Source organism: Rhodococcus sp. 5A-K4 (assembly GCF_046097995.1).
In the GTDB taxonomy this organism is placed as follows: domain Bacteria; phylum Actinomycetota; class Actinomycetes; order Mycobacteriales; family Mycobacteriaceae; genus Rhodococcus_F; species Rhodococcus_F erythropolis.
This window is the reverse complement of record NZ_JBJURM010000018.1, coordinates 91,108-115,474: the sequence shown is the minus strand read 5'-3', so window position 1 is coordinate 115,474 and position 24,367 is coordinate 91,108. Positions and strand designations below refer to the sequence as shown.

The window sequence follows — 24,367 nt, the reverse complement described above, 5'->3', positions numbered from 1 at the left end:
TGAGTACTAACTGCGCTGGTAGCTCAGCTGTACTGAACCTCAGCGCTTGCGCTTGGACTTCGGAGCTCGATTGCTCTTCGACTGCGTCCGTGCTGCTTCACGACGTTCGCGGCGCGAGGCGGCCCCGTCACCGGAGTCGGCGGCCGAGTCCCGCGTTGCCTTCGCCTTACCGTCCTCGTCCGGGCCGGTGTACGTCAATCGCGACGGACCTTCGTCGTCAAGTCCCTTGGCGCGCAACGCCGTCGGGGCAGCAGTTCCGGTTGTCCTGGCTGCGGCTTCCTGCGTCGGGAGCGGCTTGGGCGCCGTGGCGGACGCCGCAGCGGCCGAGCCGGCCGTGACGGAGATTCCGCTCGCGGGCTGCGCCGGAGCTGCCTCGACCTGCAGGTTGAAGAGGAATCCGACGGACTCTTCCTTCAATCCGTCGAGCATGCCGATGAACATGTCGTAACCCTCGCGCTGGTACTCGACCAGCGGATCGCGCTGGGCCATCGCACGCAGACCGATTCCCTCCTTGAGGTAATCCATCTCGTAGAGATGCTCTCGCCACTTGCGGTCCAGGACCGAGAGGAAGACACGACGCTCGAGTTCACGCATACCGTTTTCGCCGGCGATCGCATCGATCTCGGCTTCGCGCTTCTTGTACGCCGCGTGGGCGTCTTCGAGCAAAGCGGTTCGCAGGTCGTCACGGCTCAGGTCACTGTTGATGCCTGCGCCGTCCTCCCCTGCCAACGTCTTGTGATCGATGCCGACCGGGTAGAGCGTCTTGAGCGCGGTCCACAGCTGCTCGAGATCCCAGTCCTCGACGTATCCCTCGGCGGTGGCACCGTCGACGTAGGCGGTGACCACGTCAGTGATCATCTGCTCGACCTGGCCCTCCATGTCCTCACCCTCGAGGATCTGGCGGCGCTCCTTGTAGATGACCGTTCGCTGCTGGTTCATGACCTCGTCGTACTTGAGGACATTCTTGCGAATTTCGAAGTTCTGCTGCTCGACCTGAGTCTGAGCGCTCTTGATGGCCTTCGAGACCATCTTGGCTTCGATCGGGACGTCGTCGGGAAGGTTGAGGCGCGTCATGATCGACTCGAGTGCCGAACCGTTGAAGCGGCGCATGAGCTCGTCACCGAGCGAAAGGTAGAACCGCGATTCGCCGGGATCACCCTGACGTCCGGAACGACCGCGCAACTGGTTGTCGATACGACGCGATTCGTGACGCTCGGTGCCCAGAACGTACAGGCCGCCGGCGTCGCGGACCTTCTCCGCGTCTGCCTTGACCTCAGCCTTGACCTCGTCCAGGACTGCGTCCCAGGCTGCTTCGTACTCGTCCGGCGTCGTGACCGGATCGAGGCCCTTCTTGCGCAGCGCGATGTCCGCGATGATGTCCGGGTTACCACCGAGAACGACGTCGGTACCGCGGCCGGCCATGTTGGTCGCGACGGTGACCGCACCGGAGCGACCGGCCTCGGCGATGATCGTCGCTTCCTTTTCGTGGAACTTCGCATTGAGGACGTTGTGTGCAACGCCGCGCTTGGTGAACTGCTTGGACAGGTACTCCGAGCGCTCGACGCTGGTGGTACCGATCAGGACGGGCTGGCCGTTCTCGTGGCGCTCGACGACGTCGTCGACCACCGCGTCGAACTTGGCTTCTTCGGTCTTGTAGATGAGGTCGCCGTTGTCGACTCGGACCATCGGGCGGTTGGTCGGGATCGGGATCACACCGAGGGTGTAGGTCTGGTGAAGCTCGGCAGCTTCCGTCTCGGCGGTACCCGTCATGCCGGACAACTTGTCGTACAGACGGAAGTAGTTCTGCAGGGTGATGGTGGCGAGAGTCTGATTCTCCGCCTTGATCTCCACCTTCTCCTTGGCCTCGATCGCCTGGTGCATGCCCTCGTTGTAGCGGCGGCCGACCAGCACGCGGCCCGTGAACTCGTCGACGATGATGACCTCACCGTCGCGGACGATGTAGTCCTTGTCCTTGGTGTAGAGCTCCTTGGCCTTGATCGCGTTGTTCAAGTAGCTCACCAGCGGAGAATTCGCGGCTTCGTACAGGTTGTCGATACCGAGCTGGTCCTCGACCAGTTCGACGCCCGCCTCGTGCACACCGATGGTGCGCTTGCGGATGTCGACCTCGTAGTGGACGTCCTTCTTCAGCAGCGGCGCGATGCGAGCGAACTCGCTGTACCACTTGCTGGAGCCGTCGGCCGGGCCCGAGATGATGAGCGGGGTTCGGGCTTCGTCGATGAGGATCGAGTCGACCTCGTCCACGATGGCAAACGCGTGGCCACGCTGGACCAGGTCGTCCAGCGAATGCGTCATGTTGTCGCGCAGGTAGTCGAAGCCGAACTCGTTGTTGGTGCCGTACGTGATGTCGGCTGCGTAGGCGACGCGGCGCTCAGCCGGGGTCATGCCCGAGAGAATCACACTGGTCTCGAGGCCGAGGGCGCGGTGAACGCGACCCATCCACTCGGAGTCACGCTTGGCGAGGTAGTCGTTGGTCGTGACCACATGGACGCCGTCACCGGCGATCGCGTTGAGATAAGCCGGAAGAACCGACGTCAGAGTCTTGCCCTCACCGGTCTTCATCTCGGCGACGTTGCCGAAGTGCAGGGCCGCGCCGCCCATGATCTGCACGTGGAAGTGCTTCTGGTTGATCACGCGCCACGACGTCTCACGGGCCACGGAGAATGCCTCGGGCAGCAACTCGTCGAGAGTTTCCCCGGCGGCATAGCGCTCACGGAACTCGGTGGTCTTGGCTTTGAGTTGCTCGTCTGTCAGGCCTTCGACATCGGGCGACAGAGATTCCACATGCTCGGCGATGTGCTTGAGCCGCTTGACCATGCGACCTTCACCAACACGGAGCAGCTTCGATAGCGACAGCGACGGCACAGTCTTCTTCGTCCTCAATCTTCGGCGACAGGGGTCACACACTGAAAATCCGGCCGGGGTCCGAAAACTCCGGCCGGATTCCATGGTAGGCGCTACCGGCGGCGAGCGAGCAAACCCACCACCGATTGGGTCATGTCAGGCGGATCAATCCGTAGTCGAAAGCGTGACGACGGTAGACGACGGACGGCTTGTCCGACTCCTTGTCATGGAAGAGAAAGAAGTCGTGTCCGACCAGTTCCATCTCGTACAGAGCGTCGTCGATGGTCATCGGCTCGGCCGGGTGATCCTTCGTGCGGACCACGCGTCCCGGGCCGTCGTACTCGTCCGGCTCTTGGCCGTTCAGCGAAATGTCCGGTGTGACTCCGAGTGAGTCTGCGTCGACGAGGGAGGCGGTTGCCTCCGCGACGGACACCGGTCGCTTGTCGCCGTAATGGACCTTCTTGCGGTCCTTGGTTCGACGGAGGCGGCTTTCGAGCTTGTCGATCACCGATTCGAAGGCGGCGTAGAAGCTGTCTGCGGACGCTTCGGCTCGGGCCACCGGGCCTTTACCTCGAGCGGTGATCTCGACGCGCTGGCAACTCTTGGCCTGTCGTCGGTTGCGTTCATGTTGAAGTTCCACGTCGAAGTGGAATATGGAGGGGTCGAAGTGTTCGAGTCGCGCCAGCTTTTCCGAAACGTAGATTCGGAAGTGATCGGGGATCTCGACATTTCGTCCCTTGACTACGACGTCGGATCTCGGAGCTGCGGCATTCTCGGAACGCTCGATGGTGGCGTCCTCGATGAAAAACGAGGCTTGCGAAGGGGTCGTCACTCGTACCTCCCAATTACGGCCCCGCCCCACGGTGGGCGGCGGCAAATTCTGCAAGTACCGAGAGGGGATCCGCCCGGCACCAGTATCGAAGTACCACCTCCTACCAGTATTTTCGGGTGTGCCGCCGACGCTAGTACGTAACGCGCGCGAGTGCCACTGTTCCAACGAAATTCATCTAAGCCCCTGCAAGAACAAGCACGAGAGTTGTCCGAATCCCACTGAGCGCGAGAGCCCGAACCGACTCTGCCGCAGTCGCTCCCGTGGTCAGGACGTCGTCGAGCAGGACGATGTCGCCGTCCCCGACAATCGAAGAGACTGCAGTGGTGTCGAGAGACACATGACCGTTCACATTGGTCACCCGGTCGGCCGCGGACAGTCCGACCGAGTCACGTACGCCTCGCGTCATCCGGAGAATCGGACAGACACGTACCGGACACCCCTCGACAGAACCAACTTCCCGCTTTTCGCGCACACTCTCGGCTATCCGGCGAACCGGATCACCCCCGCGAGAACGCGCCGCTCGGGCGCGTGTGGGAGCAGGCACCAGCATGATCGGCATACGACCCCCGCCGCCGACCTCGCCCCACCGTTCCAGAGTGCCCAATGCGCCGGCCACAGCGATCCCCAGAGGCGTCGCGAGGTCTCGACGACCCCGTTCCTTCATCTCGATCACACTGCGCCGCCTGGGGCCGTCGTAGCGGCCGAGTGCCCAGACCGGCACGCCCGGGTCTACGCGCGGACTCAATTGAACCGGATGGTCACGCAGCAGTTCCGCGCACTCACCGCACCACAGTGTCCCCGTGCGGCCACACCCACCACACTCGCGTGGCAACAGCAGATCGAGCAATCCGGCACCGAATTTCTTGTCCCCCATGGCCGAATCATGAATCAGAGCACCGACATGCATCAGAGCACCGACATGCACCAGAGCACAGAGACGTCAGCCAGGTAGAACCGGAATCGCCTTCTGTCCGGTCAGCACAGTCACTTCACGCCAGCGTCGATCCCCGGCGGGGTCGTTGTTGTTCAGTTGGAACACCGCACGCGCGTCGGCGACGTACTCGGTGGTCGGCGACGCATCCACGGAGGTGACGGGAGCGGTCAGGTTTCCACTCGGCAGCGCGTCCATTCGTGAACCGTCTATCGCGACCTGGACGACCGGTATATCGGCTCCACTGCGCGCGATCACGATGGTGTCGCTGTTGCTCCAGTCGAGTGAGAGCGCGGTACTTCCCAAGCCGGACGCCACCGCACGCGGACTCGTCAGGGCGTAGACCCCGCTGGGTGTGCGCACGACCACGGCCAGGTAGACCTTGCCGTCGATGATCATCGCGGCTCGCACGCCGTCGCGGGATAAACGTAATTCAGAGATCGTGGAACCGACCGACGTCAAGGCCCCGACATCGACGTTGGTGACCGACACCCGACCGGTTCCTGGTTCGCGGACGACCCGAACGACGGTATTGCCGTTCACCGCCGCCCAGACAGCATTGTTGTCCAGCTCCCACGAAGGTCGGGTGATGGCGCTGCCTTCGAGCACCGGAGCGGAACCATCGCCGTATGTACCGAGCGACAAGTCGAACCGGGTGGCTGGATCCGGCCGAGCGGTGTCTGCGACGGCTGCGACCAACTTGCCGTCCCGCGAGAGGGCAGCCGCCGTGAGGTTGCCCGCATTGCCCGCGAAACCGGGCACCGGAGTCGCCTCCTGCTCGCTGACGCTCACCAGTGAACCGTTGCGCAGTGCGTGCAGTCCGACGGTCGCACTCGTGGTGGCCAGCGGGTTGGTCGACGCGACGTCGGCGGTGGTCCAGCCTTCCGCATGAGCAGCGTCCAGCGGTTCGCCGTCGATCTCCAGAACGTACGGCCCCGCGACATCGGCATTGGCGAGCGTCCAGATGACTTGCGCTGCAAACAAACCGCGCGTCGCAGCATCCATCGGGTTGTCCAGACGGAAGTTGATGCGCACACCGCCGAGACCGACTCCGACCTGTCCCGGCTTGCCGTCGGCCTTGGTGATCGGACCGATCACCGACACGCCATTGCCGAGTTCGTTTCGTACAGCCGGCGCCAGCGCTGCCTTCGGTCCGTCGATCATCAGGCCGATCAGCTGAGCTGCCACCTGGTCCTGTCCGCCGGAGATCCAGCGAAGATCGGGGACGACTGTCTGGCTCGTCGGGTCGAGGAAGAACAACGACTTCCGCTGATATGCGCCGAGGAACTGCGGGCGCTCCATGATCACACCGGGTGGCAGATCGCTGATACGCCATTCGCCATCGGTCAACGTCAGCGTCATCTTCGCTTCGAAGCTGCCCTCTTCGGGGACGTACAGCCCGCCGGGGTCGAGGCGACCGACCTTGTTCACACGAATCGTGTACACCGCTTCGGAACTGGTTCGCGACGCCGACAGGGTGTCGATCTTGTCGACGATGACGGCACTGGCCGCGTCGTCCCAGCGCGCCGAGGCGTCTTTGGTGAGGTACTGACGGGCTGCAGCATGCCGGTTGGACGGATCGGTACTCGCCTTGACGAAGTCACGTACCAGCAAGTCCGGCTCTCGCCCCGATGCCGGTGATTCGACGGAGGTTCCGGGCACGGCTGTTGCCAGAGTTCCGATTGCCTGCGGCGAGGAGGATTCCGGCAGACTCGCGCACGCGCCGGTCAGCAACAGCACGCTGAGCGTTGTTGCGAGAAGTGCCAGACGGCGGCGGGTTCCGATCATGATCGATCCCCACCGTTGGACTCGTTCCGCGAGTCCGATTCGCGCGGAGTCGGCAGGGACGACGTGACCTCGCCGACGGTATCGGCGACGATGTCGGCTTCGCTCGGGGTGCGGACGAACTTTGTGGTCGTCGGCTTGAGAGGCAGTGGGCTCGACACGACTTTCTTGCCACGGGTGCGCGAGAGCGTCAGCCGGAAGCAGGCGCCGACTCCCGGTTCGCCCCAGGCCTCGAGCTTGCCGTCGTGCAGATTCGCGTCTTCGACGCTGATCGCGAGGCCGAGTCCGGTGCCGCCACTGCGGCGCACGCGGGACGGGTCCGATCGCCAGAACCGGTTGAAGACCAACTTCTCCTCGCCCGGACGCAACCCGACGCCACTGTCGCGGACGATGAAGGCGAGGGCATTGTCGTCGGCGCGAAGGCGAAGCAGAATCGGCTTCCCCTCACCGTGGTCGATGGCGTTGGCCAGGAGGTTTCGCAGGATGCGTTCGACGCGGCGCGGATCGACATCCGCCATGACGGGCTCGTCCGGCATGTCCACGATCAGTTCGGTGCCGGATTCGCGGGCGAGATGGCGAACCGTGGAAACGGCCGCTCGCGCACACATACGCACGTCGAGTTGTTCGGATGCGAGTTCCGCGACACCGGCGTCGTGGCGGGAGATCTCGAGGAGGTCCGCCAGAAGCCCCTCGAACCTGTCCAGCTCGGCGACAAGCAGTTCCGACGACCGACGCAGCATCGGGTCGAGGTTCTCGCTGCCGTCGTAGATCAGGTCGGCTGCCATGCGGACCGTGGTCAGTGGTGTGCGGAGTTCATGGCTGACATCGGAGGTGAAGCGTTTCTGGAGACTGCCGAACTCCTCCAACTGGGTGATCTGTTTGGACAGACTCTCGGCCATCTCGTTGAAGGACATGGCCAAACGCGCCATGTCGTCCTCGCCGCGGACCGGCATTCGTTCCTTGAGTCGGCCGTCTGCGAAACGCACCGCGATTCGTGAGGCCGATCGGATGGGAAGCACGACCTGCCTGGCAACCAACAGCGAAATCGCAGCCAGGAGCACCAGCAACACGGCTCCACCGATCAGCAGGGTGCTTCGAACAAGCGACAGACTCCGGTCTTCGCTTGCGAGCGGAAAGATCAGGTACAGCTCGAGTCCCGATATCGACGACGCGGTGGGGCTACCGATGATCAGCGCGGGACCGGAGTAACCGTTCGGGTTGGACACCGTCGCGAATTGGTAGCTGATCTGGCCGCGTTTGACGAACTCGCGCAGATTGTCGGGGATTTGATCGACCGGTCCCGAACTCGTCGGCTGGCGCGGCCCGTCCCCGGGCACGATGAGCACCGGGTCGAAGGTGCCGGCCGACCCGGAGGCCTGTCCCGAGGTCTGGTTGCGACGGCTCGTCAGTCCGGATGCAGCGCTTTCCAATTGAACGTTGAGCGCCGTCGAATCGTCGACGCCCGCGAGTTGGTCTTCGACGATGCCGCGGGCACGGTCCATTTCCTCGGTTGCCGCGGTGATCTTCGTTTCCAACAGTCGATCGGTGATCTGGCTGGTCAGCACGACACCGAGAATGACGATGACGATCAAGGACAACGTCAAAGTCGAGACGACCACTCGCAACTGGAGCGAGCGTCGCCACGTGTGCGCGAGGGTGTTGCTCATCGAGTGACACCACCGCAGAAATGGCGTCAGCCGTCGATTGAGACGACGACGCCACCTGGAAACTCCGCTCACGGCGGTCCGGCCTTGTAGCCGACCCCCCTGACCGTCAGAACCACTTCGGGATTCTCGGGATCAGTTTCGACCTTGGCGCGCAAACGCTGAACGTGCACGTTCACCAGACGGGTATCGGCGGCGTGGCGGTATCCCCACACCTGCTCGAGAAGGACTTCACGGGTGAACACCTGGCGCGGCTTGCGCGCCAACGCGACCAGCAGGTCGAATTCGAGTGGTGTGAGCGAGATCTGCTCGCTGCCGCGGCTGACCTTGTGCGCCGGAACGTCGATCACGATGTCGGCGATGCTCAGCAGCTCGGCCGGTTCTTCTTCGGTGCGGCGCAGGCGAGCGCGAACTCGCGCCACCAACTCCTTCGGCTTGAACGGCTTCATGATGTAGTCGTCCGCACCGGATTCGAGGCCGAGCACGACGTCGACGGTGTCGGTCTTGGCCGTCAACATCACGATGGGCACACCGGAATCCGCACGCAGAACCCGGCATACGTCGATCCCGTTCATTCCGGGAAGCATGAGATCGAGCAGGACGAGATCGGGGCGCGTCTCACGCACTGCCGCGAGCGCCAGGGTTCCGTCGCCTACCACGTAGGGATCAAAACCCTCACCACGCAGCACGATCGTGAGCATCTCGGCGAGTGCCGTGTCGTCGTCGACAACCAGAATCCTTGGTTTCATATCCCTATCGTTGCATCTCGGAGCGATGAATCAGACCGTTACGAGGCCGTGCGGCGTGCCGCGTCTTTCCCTCTACTGTGCCGGAAAGTTCGAATCCCGGCTGCCAGGGTGACCGATCACGCGAAATCCGCGAGCCTGCGTGCCAGATCGGCCGGGTCCGTCTCCGGCCCCACGATCCACCAGGGTGAGGCCCAGTTCGTCGCTGCCAACTGCTTGTAGAGCTCACCGGTTCTGGCCTGCAGACCGCCGTCGCGCTCGTAGGCGTCGAGCTGACGCGACGCGTCCTGGGCCTCACGGGAGCGGGCGCGCTGCTCGGCCAGAGCTACCGGTACGTCGAGGTACAGCTGCAGATCGGGAGCGGGGAGAGCGAGACGACCCAACTCCAATTCACGGATCCAGGCGACCATCTCGCCGTCCACGCCCTGATGCACTCGCGCCGCGTTGTAGGCAGCGTTGGAGGCAACGTAGCGGTCGAGGAGAACAATGTCGTTGGTGGACAACAGTTCCGAGATCCGATCCGCAGCACCGGCGCGGTCCAAAGCGAACAGGACTGCCATCGCGTTCACGGATTCGGCCAGGTCTCCGTGTGATCCTTTGAGCGCCTCGGCAGCAAGATCCGCGTGGATCGACTTTCCGTACCGCGGAAAATCCAGAGTCGCGATCGACGTGCCGCCGCGGCGGAGTTCGGTCTCCACTTTGCCGATCAACGTTCGCTTTCCAGCTCCGTCTAGGCCTTCCAATGCCACCAGTGTTCCCACGGCGGACAAGCCTATCCCCCGGCCTGCTTGCGCAGACCGGGGGACGGCGGGCACTACTTTCTCAGCGACGAATCGCCGGGTCAGTAGCGGTAGTGCTCCGGCTTGTACGGGCCTTCGACGTCGACGCCGATGTACTCGGCCTGATCCTTGGTGAGCTTGGTCAGCGTGCCACCGAGTGCCTCGACGTGGATCTTGGCGACCTTCTCGTCGAGGTGCTTCGGGAGGCGGTAGACCTCGTTGTCGTACTCCTCCGGCTTCGTCCACAGTTCGATCTGTGCGATGACCTGGTTGGAGAAGCTGTTGCTCATCACGAACGACGGGTGGCCCGTCGCGTTGCCGAGGTTGAGCAGGCGGCCTTCGGACAGCACGATGATCGAGTGGCCGTCGGCGAAGGTGAACTCGTCGACCTGCGGCTTGATGTTGATCCGCGTGACGTCGCCGGACTTCTCGAGGCCTGCCATGTCGATCTCGTTGTCGAAGTGACCGATGTTGCCCAGGATGGCCTGGTGCTTCATGGCCTTCATGTGCTCGAACGTGATGATGTCCTTGTTACCGGTGGACGTGATCACGATGTCGGCCCAGCCGATGGCCTGCTCGACTGTCTTGACCTCGAAGCCGTCCATGAGTGCCTGAAGGGCGTTGATGGGGTCGACCTCGGTGACCGCGACGCGAGCGCCCTGGCCACGAAGTGCCTCGGCACAACCCTTGCCGACGTCTCCGTAACCACAGACCAGCGCAGCCTTGCCGCCGATCAGAACGTCGGTGCCGCGGTTGATGCCGTCGAGCAGCGAGTGGCGTGTGCCGTACTTGTTGTCGAACTTGCTCTTGGTGACCGAGTCGTTGACGTTGATCGCGGGGAACGTGAGTTCGCCGGCAGCGGCAACCTGGTACAGACGCAGAACGCCCGTGGTGGTCTCCTCGGTGACGCCCTGGACGGACTCGGCGATAGCAGTCCACTTGCCCTTGTCAGCGGCGAGCGACTGACGCAGAAGCGCAAGGAAGACCTTGTACTCGTCGGAATCCTGGTCGTCGTCCGTCGGCGGCACGACGCCGGCCTTCTCGAACTGTGCGCCCTTGAGCACCAGCATGGTGGCGTCGCCGCCATCGTCGAGAATCATGTTGGCGGGCTCGCCCGGCCAGGTCAGCATCTGCTCCGCTGCCCACCAGTACTCTTCGAGGGTTTCACCCTTCCAGGCGAAAACCGGAACGCCCTTGGGCTCTTCCGGGGTGCCGTGCGGACCGACGACGATGGCGGCGGCAGCATGATCCTGCGTGGAGAAGATGTTGCACGAAGCCCAGCGGACCTCGGCGCCGAGCGCCGTCAGCGTCTCGATCAGAACCGCGGTCTGAATGGTCATGTGCAGCGAGCCGGAAACGCGAGCGCCCTTGAGCGGCAACACCTCTGCGTATTCGCGACGAAGCGCCATGAGGCCGGGCATCTCGTGCTCTGCCAGACGGATTTCCTTGCGACCGAACTCCGCGAGCGAAAGATCTGCAACTTTGAAGTCGATGCCGTTACGGCTCTCGGCCACGGGCGTTGTTGAAACTGAGGTCGTCATCTGCCTCTCCTGGTTGACGTGCAAACTATGCACAAGCCTATCGGTGTACCAGGCTATCGGTTAGACGCCCTCTCCCGCCCGCCCCTCTACTGCGCGACCCTCTCCTGCCCGGCCCTCGCGCGCCACGTCGATGAATGGCCCGAGCAATGTGCCCAGATCCTCCGCCACCGAAACCTCGGACTCCGGCGGCATCGAAATGTAGCTGAGTCCGAGACGCGCAATCGCCCTGGCCAGAATCCCGGCATCGGTGGGTGACGCCTGAATCCACCCTCGCTGGAAGCTCTCCGCAAGCCGCGACGACGCGCGTTCGATGATGACCGCGCTGTCAGTGGTGATCAGACGAAGAAGGTCCGGCTTGGCCTCACCGGTGAGCAGAGAGATCACCAACGGGTCGGTTGCGCTGGAGGCGAAAAACGATCCGAAGCCCGCCGTCAATGCCTCGACTGCACGTCCGTCGTTCGCCACCATGGCCTCGTCCACCGCATCGACGAATCCGTCGGCAAGGCGAAGCGCGTATGCCTCGGCAAGCCCTTGCCTCGAACCGAACTCGTTGTAGAGCGTCTGACGACTCACACCGGCATGCTTGGCCAGAACTGTCAGCGTCACCTCGGACCAGTCACGCTCGGTCAACAACTCACGCATCGAATCGAGCACCGACGTACGCAGCAGCAGGCGCGACGCTTCTTTCTGCGGCAGACGAGTTGGCGTCGAAGTCATGGTGACGACACTACCGCCGCACCTAGGTCCGTTCGACGCCGACGCATCTCACCGTCGTTCGACCTCAACCATGAAGAAGTCGCTCTTCGCCGCGCCGCAGTCCGGGCAACTCCAGTCTTCGGGAATGTCGCCCCAGCGAGTGCCCGGTTCGATACCGTCCTCCGGCCAGCCGACTGCCTCGTCGTACTCGAATCCGCATTGCGCGCACTGATACAGCTTGTAGTCGTTCATGATTCACTCCCCGCCGTCGCCGGCATCGGTTCGAAGTCGAGCTTTTCCCTCACGCCGCAGTCCGGACAGCACCAGTCGTCCGGCACGGCATCCCACGGCGTGCCCGCCGGAAACCCTTCTCGTGGTGCACCCTTCGATTCGTCGTAGACGTATTCACACACCGGGCATCGATAGCTGCTCATCACGCTGCTCCGTACCGAGCAAGGATGCGATCACGCTTGGACGGCTGAACGTTGACGCGGGTGATGTCGCCGCCGTAGTGCGCAAGGACCTTGGGATCCATTACTTTTCGCCACAGCGGCGGAACGTAGGCGAGCATGATCATGCTCGCGTATCCACTGGGCAGGTTGGGTGCACCGTCCATGCTTCGAAGCGTCTGATAACGACGTGTCGGGTTCGCATGATGGTCACTGTGACGCTGGAGGTGATACAGGAAGATGTTGGTGCAGATGTGATCGCTGTTCCAACTGTGCTCCGGTGCGGCGCGCTCGTACCGCCCACTGTCCAGACGGCGACGCTTCAGTCCGTAATGTTCGAGGTAGTTGACGGTTTCGAGCAGGCAGAATCCGAAGACGGCCTGCAGCACCAGGAACGGCAGCACCGAGAGCCCGAAAACGGCGACGAGGACACCGAAGAGTACGACGGACATCAACCACGAATGCAGGACGTCGTTGCGAATTGTCCACGGCTTCTTACCCAGTCGATCGAGCCTGGCTTTCTCCAGGGACCACGACGAGCGCAGAGATCCCCACACACTGCGCGGCAGGAAGGTCCAGAAGCTCTCGCCGAAGCGAGACGACGCCGGATCCTCGGGCGTGGCGACCCGCACGTGGTGTCCACGATTGTGCTCGATGTAGAAGTGGCCGTAAAACGACTGCGCCAGAGTGATCTTCGACAACCAGCGCTCGAGATCGTCCTTCTTGTGACCTAGTTCGTGTGCGGTGTTGATCCCGATTCCTGCGACGCAACCGATACTGATCGCCAGACCGATCTTGGAGATCAGCCCCAGTCCCCCGTCGATTCCGAGCCAGGACAGGTCGGTCGCCGACCAGAGATAGCAGGCCAGGACCAGGCTGGCCAACTGGAACGGTATGTAGATGTAGGTGCAGTACCGGTAGTACTTGTCGTTCTCGAGGCGCTCCATCACCTCGTCCGGCGGATTCTCGCCGTCCGGACCGAAGAAGATGTCGAGGATCGGGAGCAGGATGTAGACGAGCAACGGCCCGATCCACCACCACACCGGCGAGACCGCGTTCCACCCGAGACTGTTGAACAACGCGACCAATCCGACGGCAATGAAGACCGCCGTCGGCGGCACCAGGCCGAGCAGCCAAAGATATCTCTTCTTGTCACGCCACTGCTCGGGCGGGAGTGTCTGCCCGGACTGCGAGTTCACGTGCGTCGACACGGTCTACCTCCTCGATTCGGACCGACTCGACAACTGTGAGTCAGTTCACCCTGAGATAGACAGTACTACGCTATTTGTACAAGTGATAGACAAATCATAATCTTTGTACATTTACTCGATTTCGCCGCGTTCACGCTTCCCGATCAACGAATGCTGCCTGCTGTAGGCGAAGTAGATGACAACACCGAGGGCCATCCAGACCACGAACCTCATCCAGGTCTCCACCGACAGGTTGAACATCAACCAGAGACACGCGAGGACAGCCAGGATCGGGATCAGCGGGACCAGCGGCACCCTGAACCCGCGGGGTAGGTCCGGACGCGTCCGACGAAGCACGAGAACCCCCAACGACACGAGAACAAACGCGAACAACGTGCCGATATTGACCATTTCCTCGAGGGTGCCGATCGGGAACACTCCGGCGAGCACCGCGACCACAACGCCGACCAAGATCGTGATCCGCACGGGAGTTCCGTGCTTGCCGGTCGGCGCCAGGCGTCGCGGCATCAGACCGTCGCGTGCCATCGCGAAGAGCACCCTGGTCTGCCCGAGCATCAGCACCATCACCACGGTCGTGAGACCGGCCAACGCGCCGAACGAGATGACGTTTTTCGCCCACGTGATGTCGTGGAAGGCGAATGCCGTTGCCAGGTTGGAAGTATCGCCCTCGAGTTCGGTGTACTTCACCATCCCGGTCAACACGAGTGTCACTGCCACGTACAGAACCGTGACGATCAAGAGCGAGCCCAGGATGCCGCGTGGCAACGCCTTCTGCGGCTCCTTCGCCTCCTCCGCAGTCGTGGCGACGACGTCGAAGCCGATGAACGCGAAGAACACCAGACTGGCTGCCGCGAGCAATCCGTACCACCCGAATGTGCTGCCACCGGCCCCGGTCACGTACGAGAACAACGACTGGTGGATGCCCTCTCCCGTCGAGCCCGGCTCCGACGGCGGAATGTACGGCGAGTAGTTGTCGGTGTCGATGTAGAACAGACCGACGATGATCACCAGCAACACCACCGCGACCTTGATCGCCGTGATCACCAGTGACACCCTCGAAGAGAGTTTTGTGCCGGTCGCGAGCAGGATCGTGATGACGGCGATCACCAGCACCGCACCCCAGTCGAACGAGATCGGCCCCAACTCGACGATCGGGCTGCGTGAACCCATCACTTCGCCGAGGTACAGCGACCAGCCTTTTGCCACCACCGAAGACGCCAAAGCGAATTCGAGGATGAGATCCCAGCCGATGATCCAGGCGACGAATTCACCGAACGTCGCGTACGAGAACGTGTACGCGCTACCGGCGACCGGGACCGTCGACGCGAACTCGGCGTAACACAGCGCTGCCAGTCCGCAGGCGATTGCCGCGATGACAAAAGCCAGCGAAACCGACGGCCCGGCGACGTTTCCCGCCGTCCGAGCCGTGAGTGTGAAGATGCCCGCACCGATGACCACTGCGACACCGAACACCGTGAGATCCCACGAGTTCAGCTCTTTCCGGAGTTTGGTTTCCGGCTCGTCGGTGTCCTTGATGGACTGCTCGATCGATTTGGTTCGAAACAGCTTCGACCGTCCAGATCCGGCCTGCTCGTCCTTGACAGCCATTGCCGCCTCCTTGCTGGGGACCAGCAGGTCCCACCATGGGCAAGTAGAGAGATGGCATCAGCCTAAGCCCGCGGGCGCGGCTTTGTTCAGGGTTTGTCGGGAGCCTGTAGATCTGTTTCAGGGCGATCTCCTGCGCTGAGACGATCCAGGTCCGGCTCGAGGTAGATTACCCGCGCCGCAGGCACTGCAGCGCGCACGCGAGACTCGGCCTCGTCGATCGCCGTCGCCACATCCGAGATCGTCGATCCGATCGGCACCGCAACCTTGGCAGCAACAAGGATCTCCTCGGGACCGAGGTACTGCGTCTTGCAATGAATGACGCGTTCGATACGAGTTCCGTCGACCAGTGCGTTGAGGATCAGTTCGGTCTCCACCGCCGTTGCGCCCTCACCGATCAGCAGCGACTGCATTTCGATGATCAGAATGACCGCGATGATGCCGAGCAGGACACCGATGCACAGAGTTCCGATGCCGTCGAAGACCGGATTTCCGGTCACCATCGTGAGACCGACGCCGCCGAGTGCAAGGACGAGACCGATCAATGCGCCGGTGTCCTCGAGCAGCACAACCGGGAGTTCCGGGCTACGAGAGGTTCGGATGAAGTTCCACCACGACGCATTTCCCTTGAGCGGTCGTGATTCCTTCGCTGCGGTCCGGAAGCTGTAGCCCTCCAGGCAGATCGCGATGAACAGGATCGCGATTGCCACGAAAGCCGAATTGAGTTCTTCCGGATGCTGAATCTTGTGAATACCTTCGTAGATCGCGAACAGCGAACCGAGGGTGAAGAGCACCAGTGCAACGACGAACGAATAGAAGTACCGGTTGCGCCCGTAACCGAACGGGTGCAGTTGATCTGCCTCACGTTCTGCCTTCTTCTGCCCCAGGAGCAGCAAACCCTGATTGGACGTGTCGGCCACCGAGTGCACCGATTCGGCGAGCATCGACGACGATCCGGTGATCAAGAATCCGGCGAACTTGGCTACGGCAATTCCGGCATTGGCTCCGAGGGCCGCCAGAATTGCCTTCTTGCCACCATGAGCCGACACAATGTCTCCTCGCTATCGACCGAGATTCCTATCGACCGACCACTGCACTGAAAACCTGCGCAGTCGGGGTTCGTGTGGTCAGGTGTACTACGGGCTCGTCGGCAGCAATCCACGCGGCTCGGCCCCGATCGAGGTCGAGAGTGTCGGCACCGCACGTCGCAGTGACCGCGCCGTCGGTGCAGATCAGGATCCGCGGGCCGCCGGCTTCGACAACGAGGTCGGTGGCATTCGAGTCGAACTCCAGACGCGTCAAACGAAATTCAGGTGCGGGCGTGACGTACTCGTATCTGCCTGACCCTGACTGACCTGATCCTGACTGACCTGATCCTGACTGACCTGATCCTGGCGAAGGGGCCGGATCGAGCACTTCGATATCGGCCCCGACGAAGTCCAGAACCCTCAACAGTTCGGGCACGTCGACGTGTTTGGGCGTCAGCCCGCCGCGCAGCACGTTGTCGGAGTTGGCCATGATCTCCACCGCGAGTCCATGGAGATACGCGTGGAGATTTCCGGCAGCGAGAAACAGTCCTTGGCCGGGCTCGAGTGTGACGCGGTTGAGCAGCAGTGCCGCCAGAACGCCGGCATCGCCGGGGTACGCCTCGCTCAATTCCAGCGCGGTACGGATCTCGGTCACGAATTCGGCGTCGTGGTGGGCGACGTAGGTGATGCACCCGGCAAGCACGGCAGGGAGCAACGTCCCGAGCACCGTGGACGGCAGCGTGATCCATGTCGTGAACAACGCCCGGAGTCCGTCGGAATCGGGTTGGCCTTCGAGCAGACCGATGTACGGCTCCAACTCGTCGACGGCCAGAGCGCGCAGCAGTTTGACAGTCCGCGTCGGCTCGCGGAATCCGGCAAGCGCTTCGAATCTGCTCAGCGCGACAACAAGTTCGGGCTTGTGGCTGCCGTCCTTGTAGTTGCGAATCGGCGATTCCATGGGAACGCCGAGTGCGTTCTCACGACGAAAACCCTCGTCGGCTTGAACGGCGCTGGGATGCGCCTGAAGCGACAGCGGCTCTTCCGCCGCAAGCAACTTGAGCAGGAATGGGAGTCGCTCACCGAATGCATCGAGGTTCTCACGGCCGAGTTCACGCTCGGGTTCGCGGTGCAGGACCTCGAGCAACGACTCGCTTCCGGATTCGGTGATCACGCGCGCCGGGTCGCCCGGGTGGGCGCCCAACCACAACTCCGCTTCGGGATGATTCGACGGGGTCGCAAGACCGCGTAGTTCGGCAATTGCCGTTCGCGAGCCCCACGCGTAAGAACGAAGTGCACCTTCGAGTTCACGCACTTACTTCGCACCGCCCGTCAACTGCACGTACGCCGCGGCCATGTCTACTCGAGACGCCAACACGAATACCTGCTCCATCTCCGATATCACCACGTTGGTCTGGTCTTCGTCTGCCGCCACCACCAGATCGGCGTCGGCCAGTGCGTCCATCCGGCGTCTCGCCTCCCCGCGCGTGGATTCCGTCGCGAAGACGAACGCCCGCGCCGGTGGGGTCGGCAATGCGCCGTCCAGTTGCGGATCGTGAAAGAACGGGTCGTGGAACACTGAATCACGCGAAGCTGCGTCCGGCGCGAACAGCGCCCGCGCCGAACGAATCACCTCCGACATCTCGGCGGCAGCGGCATTCAGGCCCGAACTCATCAGCGAAACGCTCGAGAACTCTGCGAGTGCTGTTGTCACGGAACCACTCCCACACAGAACGACCCGCCGGCCGCTCATTCTGGTGGCCAACGACTTGGCCGGGTTGTGAAATACCTCGTTGGCCGGCCCGTCCCGCAGCGCCTCCGCATCAACGGCGTCGGCGATCCGACCGAGCACCGCCGAACGGTCCTCGATCGATCCCTTGCCCTCGATTTCGGCGGCAACGGCGAGGAAGACTGCGAGGAACCGCGTCATCGTGTGCCTCGGCGAGGCGTAGAGCCGCGGCGGCAACGACATGGTGCGCCCGGCCGCCACGGCCCGCATGGGCCCCTCGTCCGGAACGGCGACAACAACTTCGGCGCCACGGCGAACTGCACTGTCGACGGATTCGACCAGGCGCGGATCACCGGCATCGTCACCGGCAACGATGATCACGTCCAACGGTCCGGCCCACGACGGCGTCCGGTCGAGTACGAGGAGCGGACAACCGATCGAATCTCCGACGAGAGCAAGCGCGATCCTGGCTCCGTGCCGAGCGCCACCGGCACCGGCAATCAGCACGACGCTGCGCGGGCGCAGGCCGGCCAGCCGAGAGATCACACCCTCGCCGACGGCCGATGCGGTGGCCCGAATCTGTGCGCCCCCCATGGCCACAGACCGCAGTAACCCTTCCGAATCGGCAGCCGACAAACCCTCGCTGTCGTCGAGGTCGAGAAGCGGCATCGGCGCTGTCATCTCACCGCACCCCCTTCTCCGTTCGCAGTTCCCGCACCGTCCAGCATTCCAGCTCTACGCGGTCCGTGGTGGCAAAGCCCTCGTTCCCGTGGCAGTCGTTCCCGAGATAGTCCCCCAACTATCCCAGGGCTTCGGCTCACCGACAAACCGATCAGACTCGGATTCAAGCCCGGACGATCGCCAGAATTTCGTTCACCAATGCGTCGACATCGGCGGACGTGGGTGCTTCGACGTTGAGTCGCAGCAAAGGCTCGGTGTTGGACGCGCGCAAGTTGAACCAGGCATTTCCCTCGAGACTGACTGTGACACCGTCGAGGCGATCCACCGACTCGGTGCGGTCCGCGAATGCTGCCAGCACAGCGGCAGTGCGATCGGCCGCGTCAGCCACCGTGGAGTTGATCTCACCCGAGGCCGCGTAGCGGGTGTACTCCGCCATCAACTCGGAGAGCGGACGGTCCTGCTCGCCCAGTGCGGCGAGTACGTGCAACGCCGCGAGCATGCCGGAGTCGGCGCCCCAGAAATCGCGGAAGTAGTAGTGAGCTGAGTGCTCGCCGCCGAAGACGGCACCGGTCTCGGCCATCTCCTGCTTGATGAACGAGTGGCCGACTCGGGTACGGATCGCGACGCCGCCGAGTTCTTCGACCAGTTCGGGCACTGCCCGCGACGTGATCAGATTGTGGATGATCGACGCGCCAGGTTCCTTCGCGAGTTCGCGCTTGGCGACAAGTGCCGTCACCGCGGACGGAGAGACGGGGTCGCCCTTCTCGTCGACGACGAAGCAACGGTCCGCGTCACCGTCGAAAGCCAGGCCGATGTCTGCTCCGGTCTCACGCACGTAGGCCTGCAGGTCGACGAGGTTGGCCGGATCGAGCGGATTGGCTTCGTGGTTGGGGAACGTGCCGTCGAGCTCGAAGTAGAGCGGGAGGACTTCGAGAGGCATCGGCCCGAATACGGCCGGCGCGGTATGGCCGCCCATGCCGTTTCCTGCATCGACTGCGACCTTCATCGGGCGCAACGCAGCCAGGTCGACCAATCCGCGGAGGTAGCTCGCGTATTCCTCGAGGACGTCCTTCGTGCTGGCGGTACCTGCCGGTCCGTCGTACGCGGGAACACCCGAGACGACCTCGGCGGAGATGACTGCCAGGCCGGTGTCCTGACCGACGGGCTTGGCGCCGGCCCGGCACATCTTGATGCCGTTGTACTTGGCCGGATTGTGGCTCGCCGTGAACATCGCGCCCGGGCAGTTCAGCAAACCGGATGCAAAGTAGAGCTCGTCGGTCGACGCCAATCCGATGTAGACCACGTCGAGTCCTTGAGCGAGCACGCCGTCACCGAAAGCAGAAGACAGTGTGGGCGACGATGCACGCATGTCGTAGCCGATCACAACCGTCGTGGCTGCGCCGGCCTCGTCACGGACCAGACGGGCGAACGACGCTCCCACGTCGCGGACAAAATCTTCGTCGATCTGCTCACCGACCACGCCGCGCACGTCGTACGCCTTGATGATTGCAGCAACCGACTCGGCTGTTCGCCCCACTGAAAACTCTCCTTGTGCATGCACCCTCACAGACGGGAACGTCCGGGCGCATGGCGTCCGGAGATTTCGCAGTACTCGGGTGTGGAAGTACTCGGTCGAGCCTAGCGTCTGCGGCGACGAATCTCGCGTCAGTTGGATGGGTCGGGCAGTACGCGGAGGTGTCCACGACGCCCTGTACGGGCAGTACTCGGAGCCGCGGGACGTATGTCCTCATCTGCGTCGACGTTGGACTTGTTGCGATCTCCGAGACCGGCTTCACGTACAGCTTCGGCCAAAGCGGTCAGATCGTCTTCGTCGGGAGTGCTCGACGCGAATCCGCCTTCGTGGCGGACGAGTTCCCAGCCCTTGGGGGCGGTGATTCGAGAGCCGTGAGTGTCACACAAATCCCATGAATGGGGCTCGGCGACGGTTGCCAGCGGCCCGACAACCGCAGTGGAGTCCGAGTAGACATACGTAAGCGTCGCGACGGCGGGGTTCTTGCACCCGGGGCGGCAGCAGCGACGCAGAGATCTCACAGGTACGGAGCCTAGCCCTCCCCACGTCCGGAACCTACTCGGACACACCGAGCAGTTTCTTCTGTCGTAATCTGGGCGCCATGCCACAAGCCCGCCGCCGACGCTCGGTCACCACTCGTTCCATCGAGCGACACGGCCGTGGCCTGCGCGGACCACTACTTCCCCCGGAGGTGCCCGCCAGGCGTACCCGGGCCGAGAAGTTCGATCTCCTGGTGCTCGACGCCTTCTCGCCCGTCGACCTCGCGTGGCACGACAGGTTGACGAAACTCGACATCGCGGTGGACGAAGTTCCGAAGATTCACGCGCACGATCCGGAGTCCGTCACATGGCCGCCGGAGGTCATCGCAGACGGCCCGGTTCCACTGTCACGACTGATACCCGCCGGAATCGACCGTCACGGAAATACGACTCGCGCAAGAATTGTGCTGTTTCGCCGCCCATTGGAGCAGCGTGCGAAGGATCCGGAAGAACTCACGGATCTGGTGCACGACGTGTTGGTCCATCAAGTCGGCACGTATCTGGGCGTCGACCCACAGGTCATCGACCCCACACTGCCCGACGAGGACTGATACTGCCCGACGAGGACTGACGCACCGTCAGACGAAAAAACTGATGTCACACGAAGAAGTAAATCCACACGAAGAACAAAACAGTCGTTGCTTGACCTGCAATTCCCCGTTGCAGGTCAGACTTTCGAAGACCGCCCGTCAGCCCCGACGCTGACAGAACCGATTCAGCAGCAGATCAGATGATCCCCCGCTTGAGTCGCCGACGCTCGCGCTCGGACAACCCTCCCCAGATTCCGAACCGTTCGTCGTTCGCGAGCGCGTACTCGAGGCACTCGTCACGAACTTCACAACCGAGGCAGATCCGTTTTGCTTCCCTCGTCGATCCACCCTTTTCAGGGAAGAACGCTTCGGGATCGGTCTGCGCGCAGAGAGCACGCTCCTGCCACTGATCCTCGATGGTGTCGAACAATTCTTCGAAGCCGGTGACGAGACTCAGCACTGGCCGAGTACTCATACCGTCGAACTCACTGCTGCAGGCACCTTCTGCTGCGCCTGCTCGGGAATCGGTCTGCGGTTCGTCGCTTACTGTCATTGCGAGAGAACTGATCTCGACATTTTCATTGGGCATCGTTCCGCCTCCTCACCTGTAATAGCGCAGAATTTTCACTCCATCTTCAACCCCACCCCGTCGACCGTTCGAAACTGTGTTCGAAACCGGCCCCGCTGCAAGTGAACTCACAAGTAGCGGTTGGAATGACACATTTGAGATTACACACGTCCAGCGTGTCGCGGTCAAGCTAAACGAGATGAATCCATTAGTATTCCGGCCCCCAATTGACGGGACCTTCTGCCCGCCAGACACGACGACGCGCCGACCGCCTAGGCTCTGATGTCGTGAACGTGACTGTATTGGTTGGCGGCGTCGGCGGGGCCCGTTTCCTTCAAGGTGTGCAAAATGCGCTCGGAATCGCCGGTGGTGAATCCCTCGAGAAATACGAAGGCCCACATCGCATCACGGCCGTCGTCAACGTCGGAGACGACGTCTGGATGCACGGTCTGCGCATCTGCCCCGATCTGGACACTTGTATGTACACACTCGGCGGCGGTATCGACACCGAACGCGGGTGGGGGCACGCCGGCGAAACCTGGAATGCGAAAGAAGAACTCGCGGCATACGGAGCGAAGCCGGACTGGTTCGGCCTCGGAGATCGCGATATCGCAACGCATTTGATTCGCAGCCAGATGCTCCGCACGGGATATCCGTTGTCCGCGATCACCGAAGCGTTGTGCAATCGCTGGAATCCGGGTGTCGCACTGCTTCCCGTGAGCGACGACCGCAGCGAAACACACGTCGTGATCACCGATCCGGAAGACGGTGAACAGAAGGCGATTCATTTCCAGGAGTGGTGGGTACGCCATCGAGCACAGGTGGAAACTCACAGCTTCGCTCACGTCGGCGCCGAGCAGGCCAAGCCCGCGCCGGGGGTGGTCGAGGCGATCGACGGTGCCGACATCGTGCTGATCGCACCGTCCAATCCCGTCGTGAGCGTCGGCGCGATCCTCGCGGTGCCCGGCATTCGCGGAGCCCTGCGGACCACCGCGGCCAAGGTTGTCGGCCTCTCCCCCGTCATCGGTGGAAAACCGTTGCGCGGCATGGCTGACGAGTGCCTCGAAGTGATCGGGGTCGAGACGACTTCCGAGGCGATCGGTCGCCACTACGGAGCTCGCTCGATCAACGGCATTCTCGACGGCTGGCTCGTCGACGAAGGTGACACGGCCGACATCGACGGGGTGGACGTGCGAAGCATCCCACTTTTGATGACGTCCCCCGAAGAGACCGCAAAAATGGTTCGAACGGCTTTCGAGATCGCCGGAGTCGAACTGTGACCGAGCCCGGAACCGAAGCAAGCCGCGACAGAAATCACTCTCCCGGCGATCACTCCCCCGGCGCCGCAATCGAAGTCATTCCCGTGCTCGGCCTTCCCGAGTTCCGGCCCGGAGACGACTTGGCCGCCGCTGTCGTCGACGCGACACCGTGGCTCGAGAACGGCGACGTCGTTGTCGTCACGAGCAAGGTGTTCTCAAAAGTCGAGGGTCGCATCGTTTCCTCGCCGACCGATCCGGAAGAGCGCGACGCAGCACGACGCCTCCTGGTGGATCAGGAAGCCGTCCGCGTCGTGGCCCGCAAGGGCCGCACTCTGATCACCGAGAACAAACTCGGCATCGTGCAGGCCGCATCGGGCATCGACGGCTCCAACGTCGACGGTGCCGAACTCGCCCTGCTCCCCGTGGATCCCGATGCGAGCGCAGCGGGGCTGCGTGCCCGAATTCTCGAGAGCACGGGCAAGTCCGTCGCCGTCGTCGTGACCGACACGATGGGTCGTGCGTGGCGCAACGGGCAGACCGATGCCGCGATCGGTTCCTCCGGCATTCCGGTCCTGCACGGCTACCTCGGGGCACAGGACAGCCAGGGCAACGATCTGATCGTCACCGAGATCGCGATCGCGGACGAGATCGCCGCTGCGGGCGATCTGGTCAAGGGCAAGCTCGGCGGCGTTCCCGTCGCCGTCGTGCGAGGACTCCGATTCGAGGACGACGGTTCGAGTGGCCAGGATCTGATCCGTCGCGGCCCGGACGATCTGTTCTGGCTGGGAACCGAGGAGGCTACGGCGATGGGCCGCGGCCAGGCGCTGCTGTTGCGTCGGTCGGTTCGGCAGTTCGCAGGTGATCCCGTCGACGCGGAGATCATTCGCAGCTCGATCGCCGAGGCACTCACTGCTCCAGCACCCCACCACACGAGGCCTGTTCGATTCGTGTGGCTGCGGACCGAGTCGGTCCGCACGTCGCTTCTCGAGAAGATGCGTGAGAAGTGGGCCGCCGATCTGCGGGCGGACGGTCGTAGCGACGAATCCGTCGACGCGCGGGTTGCCCGTGGAAACATCCTGTTCGACGCCCCCGAGGTCGTCATTCCCTTCTGCGTGCCCGACGGCGCACACAGTTATCCGGATGCCCGACGTACCGCGGCGGAGTCCACGATGTTCACCGTCGCTGCCGGCGCGGCAGTGCAGGGACTGCTGGTCTCGCTGGCCACACGCGGCGTGGGAAGCTGCTGGATCGGATCGACGATCTTCGCCGCCGACCTCGTACGCGAACAGCTCGATCTCCCGGCCGATTGGCAGCCACTCGGCGCAGTCGCAATCGGGTACCCCCTCGAACCACTGACTCCGCGCACGGTCTCCGCCCCCGGGGACGCGTTGGTGGAGCTGTAGG

Annotated in this window: 22 protein-coding genes; 3 read left to right on the top strand and 19 right to left on the bottom strand. The window is 63.0% G+C overall.

Annotation, left to right across the window (positions count from 1 at the left end):
• Positions 1–39: 39 nt before the first annotated feature.
• The 18 genes from secA to ACKAMS_RS22245 form a co-directional block, all read right to left on the bottom strand.
• Complete coding sequence (gene secA, locus ACKAMS_RS22330; RefSeq protein WP_046378336.1) at positions 40–2,883, bottom strand: preprotein translocase subunit SecA; 2,844 nt, start codon at positions 2,881–2,883, stop codon at positions 40–42.
• 130 nt (positions 2,884–3,013) lie between these two features.
• A complete protein-coding gene (gene hpf, locus ACKAMS_RS22325; protein ID WP_003940893.1) occupies positions 3,014–3,694 on the bottom strand; it encodes a ribosome hibernation-promoting factor, HPF/YfiA family in 681 nt (226 codons plus the stop codon).
• Positions 3,695–3,869: 175 nt separating this feature from the next.
• A complete protein-coding gene (locus tag ACKAMS_RS22320) occupies positions 3,870–4,601 on the bottom strand; it encodes a ComF family protein (protein WP_408989525.1) in 732 nt (243 codons plus the stop codon).
• Positions 4,602–4,634: 33 nt separating this feature from the next.
• Positions 4,635–6,413, bottom strand: coding sequence for an MtrAB system accessory lipoprotein LpqB (gene lpqB, locus ACKAMS_RS22315; RefSeq protein ID WP_020907106.1), 1,779 nt, complete (start codon positions 6,411–6,413; stop codon positions 4,635–4,637).
• On the bottom strand, positions 6,410–8,149 hold the full coding sequence (gene mtrB / locus ACKAMS_RS22310) for an MtrAB system histidine kinase MtrB (RefSeq protein ID WP_019747781.1): 1,740 nt from the start codon (positions 8,147–8,149) through the stop codon (positions 6,410–6,412). Before mtrB ends, lpqB begins: the two co-directional genes overlap by 4 nt.
• Positions 8,146–8,823 carry an MtrAB system response regulator MtrA gene (gene mtrA / locus ACKAMS_RS22305; protein ID WP_003941013.1) on the bottom strand — a complete coding sequence of 226 codons (678 nt, stop codon included), beginning with the start codon at positions 8,821–8,823 and terminating at the stop codon, positions 8,146–8,148. Before mtrA ends, mtrB begins: the two co-directional genes overlap by 4 nt.
• Before the next feature lie 116 nt (positions 8,824–8,939).
• Positions 8,940–9,581, bottom strand: a complete 642-nt coding sequence (locus ACKAMS_RS22300; RefSeq protein ID WP_019747780.1) for a dTMP kinase — start codon at positions 9,579–9,581, stop codon at positions 8,940–8,942.
• 80 nt (positions 9,582–9,661) lie between these two features.
• On the bottom strand, positions 9,662–11,140 hold the full coding sequence (gene ahcY / locus ACKAMS_RS22295) for an adenosylhomocysteinase (protein WP_020969217.1): 1,479 nt from the start codon (positions 11,138–11,140) through the stop codon (positions 9,662–9,664).
• A gap of 60 nt (positions 11,141–11,200) precedes the next feature.
• On the bottom strand, positions 11,201–11,857 hold the full coding sequence (locus tag ACKAMS_RS22290; protein ID WP_019747778.1) for a TetR family transcriptional regulator: 657 nt from the start codon (positions 11,855–11,857) through the stop codon (positions 11,201–11,203).
• Between the two features lie 48 nt (positions 11,858–11,905).
• On the bottom strand, positions 11,906–12,088 hold the full coding sequence (locus ACKAMS_RS22285) for a rubredoxin (protein WP_084326458.1): 183 nt from the start codon (positions 12,086–12,088) through the stop codon (positions 11,906–11,908).
• Positions 12,085–12,270: a rubredoxin gene (locus ACKAMS_RS22280; protein WP_003940827.1), complete on the bottom strand. Its 186-nt coding sequence runs from the start codon at positions 12,268–12,270 to the stop codon at positions 12,085–12,087. Before ACKAMS_RS22280 ends, ACKAMS_RS22285 begins: the two co-directional genes overlap by 4 nt.
• Positions 12,270–13,496: an alkane 1-monooxygenase gene (locus tag ACKAMS_RS22275; protein ID WP_020907102.1), complete on the bottom strand. Its 1,227-nt coding sequence runs from the start codon at positions 13,494–13,496 to the stop codon at positions 12,270–12,272. The genes ACKAMS_RS22280 and ACKAMS_RS22275 overlap by 1 nt, the downstream gene beginning before the upstream one ends.
• A 111-nt stretch (positions 13,497–13,607) precedes the next feature.
• Complete coding sequence (locus tag ACKAMS_RS22270) at positions 13,608–15,104, bottom strand: amino acid permease (RefSeq protein WP_019747776.1); 1,497 nt, start codon at positions 15,102–15,104, stop codon at positions 13,608–13,610.
• Positions 15,105–15,190: 86 nt separating this feature from the next.
• Complete coding sequence (locus ACKAMS_RS22265; protein ID WP_021343715.1) at positions 15,191–16,150, bottom strand: cation diffusion facilitator family transporter; 960 nt, start codon at positions 16,148–16,150, stop codon at positions 15,191–15,193.
• A 28-nt stretch (positions 16,151–16,178) separates the two neighbouring features.
• Positions 16,179–17,441: a mannose-6-phosphate isomerase, class I gene (manA, locus tag ACKAMS_RS22260; protein ID WP_047889548.1), complete on the bottom strand. Its 1,263-nt coding sequence runs from the start codon at positions 17,439–17,441 to the stop codon at positions 16,179–16,181.
• Entirely contained in the window at positions 17,442–18,536 is a 1,095-nt protein-coding gene (locus ACKAMS_RS22255) for a hypothetical protein (RefSeq protein WP_020969214.1), read from the bottom strand.
• Between the two features lie 163 nt (positions 18,537–18,699).
• Positions 18,700–20,073 carry a phosphomannomutase/phosphoglucomutase gene (locus ACKAMS_RS22250; RefSeq protein ID WP_019747772.1) on the bottom strand — a complete coding sequence of 458 codons (1,374 nt, stop codon included), beginning with the start codon at positions 20,071–20,073 and terminating at the stop codon, positions 18,700–18,702.
• A 128-nt stretch (positions 20,074–20,201) separates the two neighbouring features.
• Positions 20,202–20,588: a DUF3499 domain-containing protein gene (locus ACKAMS_RS22245; protein WP_020969213.1), complete on the bottom strand. Its 387-nt coding sequence runs from the start codon at positions 20,586–20,588 to the stop codon at positions 20,202–20,204.
• Between the two features lie 80 nt (positions 20,589–20,668).
• On the opposite strand from ACKAMS_RS22245, the gene ACKAMS_RS22240 reads away from it, so the two are divergent.
• Entirely contained in the window at positions 20,669–21,157 is a 489-nt protein-coding gene (locus ACKAMS_RS22240; protein ID WP_003940797.1) for a metallopeptidase family protein, read from the top strand.
• 175 nt (positions 21,158–21,332) lie between these two features.
• Here the strand turns inward: ACKAMS_RS22240 and ACKAMS_RS22235 are convergent, their stop codons facing one another.
• On the bottom strand, positions 21,333–21,611 hold the full coding sequence (locus tag ACKAMS_RS22235; protein WP_020907098.1) for a WhiB family transcriptional regulator: 279 nt from the start codon (positions 21,609–21,611) through the stop codon (positions 21,333–21,335).
• Positions 21,612–21,991: 380 nt separating this feature from the next.
• Here ACKAMS_RS22235 and cofD point away from each other — a divergent pair, with 380 nt between their 5' ends.
• Positions 21,992–22,984, top strand: a complete 993-nt coding sequence (gene cofD, locus ACKAMS_RS22230; protein ID WP_003940958.1) for a 2-phospho-L-lactate transferase — start codon at positions 21,992–21,994, stop codon at positions 22,982–22,984.
• Entirely contained in the window at positions 22,981–24,366 is a 1,386-nt protein-coding gene (locus tag ACKAMS_RS22225; RefSeq protein ID WP_021343712.1) for a coenzyme F420-0:L-glutamate ligase, read from the top strand. The genes cofD and ACKAMS_RS22225 overlap by 4 nt, the downstream gene beginning before the upstream one ends.
• Position 24,367: the final 1 nt, after the last annotated feature.

Excerpts from the sequence above, each read along its gene's own strand:
- ACKAMS_RS22320 (WP_408989525.1), bottom strand. The coding sequence starts at position 4,601 with ATGCATGTCGGTGCTCTGATTCATGATTCGGCCATGGGGGACAAGAAA.
- lpqB (WP_020907106.1), bottom strand. The coding sequence starts at position 6,413 with ATGATCGGAACCCGCCGCCGTCTGGCACTTCTCGCAACAACGCTCAGC.
- mtrA (WP_003941013.1), bottom strand. The coding sequence starts at position 8,823 with ATGAAACCAAGGATTCTGGTTGTCGACGACGACACGGCACTCGCCGAG.
- ahcY (WP_020969217.1), bottom strand. The coding sequence starts at position 11,140 with ATGACGACCTCAGTTTCAACAACGCCCGTGGCCGAGAGCCGTAACGGC.
- ACKAMS_RS22290 (WP_019747778.1), bottom strand. The coding sequence starts at position 11,857 with ATGACTTCGACGCCAACTCGTCTGCCGCAGAAAGAAGCGTCGCGCCTG.
- ACKAMS_RS22285 (WP_084326458.1), bottom strand. The coding sequence starts at position 12,088 with ATGAACGACTACAAGCTGTATCAGTGCGCGCAATGCGGATTCGAGTAC.
- ACKAMS_RS22280 (WP_003940827.1), bottom strand. The coding sequence starts at position 12,270 with ATGAGCAGCTATCGATGCCCGGTGTGTGAATACGTCTACGACGAATCG.
- ACKAMS_RS22270 (WP_019747776.1), bottom strand. The coding sequence starts at position 15,104 with ATGGCTGTCAAGGACGAGCAGGCCGGATCTGGACGGTCGAAGCTGTTT.
- ACKAMS_RS22255 (WP_020969214.1), bottom strand. The coding sequence starts at position 18,536 with ATGACAGCGCCGATGCCGCTTCTCGACCTCGACGACAGCGAGGGTTTG.
- ACKAMS_RS22240 (WP_003940797.1), top strand. The coding sequence starts at position 20,669 with ATGCCACAAGCCCGCCGCCGACGCTCGGTCACCACTCGTTCCATCGAG.
- ACKAMS_RS22235 (WP_020907098.1), bottom strand. The coding sequence starts at position 21,611 with ATGAGTACTCGGCCAGTGCTGAGTCTCGTCACCGGCTTCGAAGAATTG.